The organism is Hansschlegelia beijingensis (genome assembly GCF_045505405.1).
Classification (GTDB): Bacteria; Pseudomonadota; Alphaproteobacteria; order Rhizobiales; family Methylopilaceae; genus Methylopila; species Methylopila beijingensis_A.
Genome location: NZ_JBJKEX010000428.1, coordinates 1 through 2,328, shown reverse-complemented (window position 1 = coordinate 2,328; position 2,328 = coordinate 1). Strand labels below are relative to the sequence as shown.

General features: G+C 70.7%; 3 protein-coding genes and 1 pseudogene. 3 read left to right on the top strand and 1 reads right to left on the bottom strand.

The genetic code is table 11. The annotated features are described in order from the left end of the window. Nucleotides 1-461 (top strand): 3'(2'),5'-bisphosphate nucleotidase CysQ family protein (locus tag ACIKT0_RS17095; RefSeq protein ID WP_407106569.1); only part of this gene is annotated, 461 nt, incomplete at its 5' end. A gap of 7 nt (nt 462-468) precedes the next feature. Here ACIKT0_RS17095 and ACIKT0_RS17090 read toward each other — a convergent pair. Continuing rightward, nucleotides 469-936 carry a YHS domain-containing (seleno)protein gene (locus ACIKT0_RS17090; RefSeq protein WP_407106568.1) on the bottom strand — a complete coding sequence of 156 codons (468 nt, stop codon included), beginning with the start codon at nt 934-936 and terminating at the stop codon, nt 469-471. Nucleotides 937-1,107: 171 nt separating this feature from the next. On the opposite strand from ACIKT0_RS17090, the gene ACIKT0_RS17085 reads away from it, so the two are divergent. Next, a complete protein-coding gene (locus ACIKT0_RS17085; protein WP_407106567.1) occupies nt 1,108-1,728 on the top strand; it encodes a DUF1134 domain-containing protein in 621 nt (206 codons plus the stop codon). 125 nt (nt 1,729-1,853) lie between these two features. After that, a pseudogene (locus ACIKT0_RS17080) lies at nt 1,854-2,328 on the top strand (hypothetical protein); the annotation flags it as partial.

Sequence of the window (2,328 nt, the reverse complement as noted above, 5' to 3'; positions counted from 1 at the left end):
CGGCGCTCTACGTCTACCTGTCGAACGTGGACGCCCCGAGCTGGCTCGAGCTGGCGACCGTCCCGGTCACCTTCCTGTTCTGCAACTTCTTCGAGTGGTGGATCCACCGCTCCGCCTTTCAGCCGATCGTCGCCAGGGCGGCGCCCGCCGAGGGCCTGTGCGCGGTGGCCAGCCGCAGCCACGCCGATCCGCAGACGGAAGCTTACCTTTCGACGCTGCCGGTGGCGCATCGGCGGTCGGCAGGCTCGTCCCTCAAGTTCTGCCTGGTGGCCGAAGGCGAGGCCGACGTCTACCCACGCTTCGGCCCCACCATGGAGTGGGACACGGCGGCAGGCCATGCGGTGCTGGCGGCGGCGGGCGGCTCCGTGACCTGCCCCGACGGCGGCCCGTTCCGCTACGGCAAGGCGGACGCAGGGTTCCGAAACGGCGGCTTCGTGGCCTGGGGCCGCCGCGGCGCCTGATCCGGCCTCAGTTCTCGATCAGCTGGCGGCGCAGCTTCGGCCAGGCCGCGTCGGCTTCGCGCAGGTTCGCCGCCGCGTCGCGGTCCTCGGGGCTGCGGAACAGGTAGAGGCGGTCTCCGCTGATCCGGAACAGCAGCGGATGGCCGGCGGCCGCCACGCCTCGCGCCACGGCGCGCGGATCGTAGCCGCCATAGCGCGGCGCATAGGCCTCCGGCTTCGACAGGAAGGCGGCGCGGTTCGCCTCGCTCTCGAAGCGCCAGGCGGCCCCGCCCCATTCGACCTCGATGTCGCGGCGACCCAATACGGGCCGGCCGTCGGTGAAGTAGGCCACCGGATCGTAGCCGTAGAGGGCGATGCCGCTCGCCGGATCGGAGACGACGAGCTCGGTCAGTCCAGGCGTGGCCTCCGCGGCTCCGGCCAGAAGACCGGCGCATGCGGCGGCCAGAAGCGGCCCGAACAGGCGCGGTGCTCTCATCGTCCCGATTGTCCCCTGGCGGCGCGCCGGACGGCGGCCCCTTCGTGCGTTCTCTCCTGTAATCCGGGGCCGTTCACCTTCCAGTAAAACGGATCGCTCAAATTGGAACGAATCGGCGCGACCCTGCGGTTCGCCGCTCGCGACGCGCCATCCGAGAGAAGGAACGCAGCGATGATCCTGAGAGCGCTCATCACGAGTCTCGCGTTCGGCGTCGGCGTCTCGGCCGCGACCACGGCGTCCGCCCAGTATGACGGCGCGCCGCGCGCCGAGAGAGCCGCCTATTCCCGCGACGACGAAGGCCCCCGGCGAACCTATTCGGTCCAGGAGATCGTCGATCGCGGCAACTCGTTCTTCGGGTCCACGACCCGCGGGCTCGCCGGCATCGTCGAGAAGGCCACCAGCATGTGGGGCGAGCCGAACGCCTACATCCTCGGCGAGGAAGGCTCCGGCGCCTTCATCGGCGGCCTGCGCTACGGCGAGGGCAAGCTGTTCACCCGCGACGGCGCGCCCGACAACCGGGTCTACTGGCAGGGCCCCTCGCTTGGCCTGGACTTCGGCGGAGACGGAGCCCGGACCATGATCCTGGTCTACAATCTCCGCTCGCCGAACGCGCTGTTCAGCCGGTTCGCCGGCGTCAACGGCTCGGCCTATCTGGTCGGCGGCTTCGGCATGACGGCGCTGAAGGACTACGAGACGGTGCTGGTGCCGATCCGGACCGGCGTCGGGGCCCGGCTTGGCGTCAATGTCGGCTATCTGAAGTTCACGCCGAACTCGACCTGGAACCCGTTCTGAGGTCTCCTCCCCGGTCGCTTGGCGGGGCTGGGGCGGTGTGCCATTGTGGCTGCGGGCGGACGACCTGCGGCCTGCATGTGGTCGCCAGGCCAGTAAGCAGCGGAACGCGCGCCGAGCGAGCCTGAATGGTCGAGCCCATCCTCTACGCCAGTTTCGGCTTTCTGCTCGCCACCCTGCTGTGGCTGTTGTTCCTGCCCGCGTTCTGGCGCCGGGCGGTCCGGCTGACGACCAAGCGTCTGGTGAACCGCCTGCCCGTCTCCGCGTCCGAAATCATCGCGGCGCAGGACCGCCTGCGGGCTGAGCACGCCATGGCCGTGAGGGCCGTCGAGCGGCGGGCCGAGCGGGAGGCGACGCTCGCCGCCCAGGCTCAGATCGGCGCCGCGCGCGCGCATGCGACGGAGCTTCGCCAACGGGCCGAGATCGCCGATCTCAAGGCCAGGATCGCGACGCTCGAAGCCGAAGCGGTCGCCCTGAAAGCGGATTTCGAGCGCAGCGAACGTCGTGCGGCGGCCGTTCAGGCCGAACTCGACGCCGCCCGCGCCGCAGACGGCGCAACGGCCGAAGGCGAGCGGCCCGAGACCGAGCCGACGCTTCGCAGCG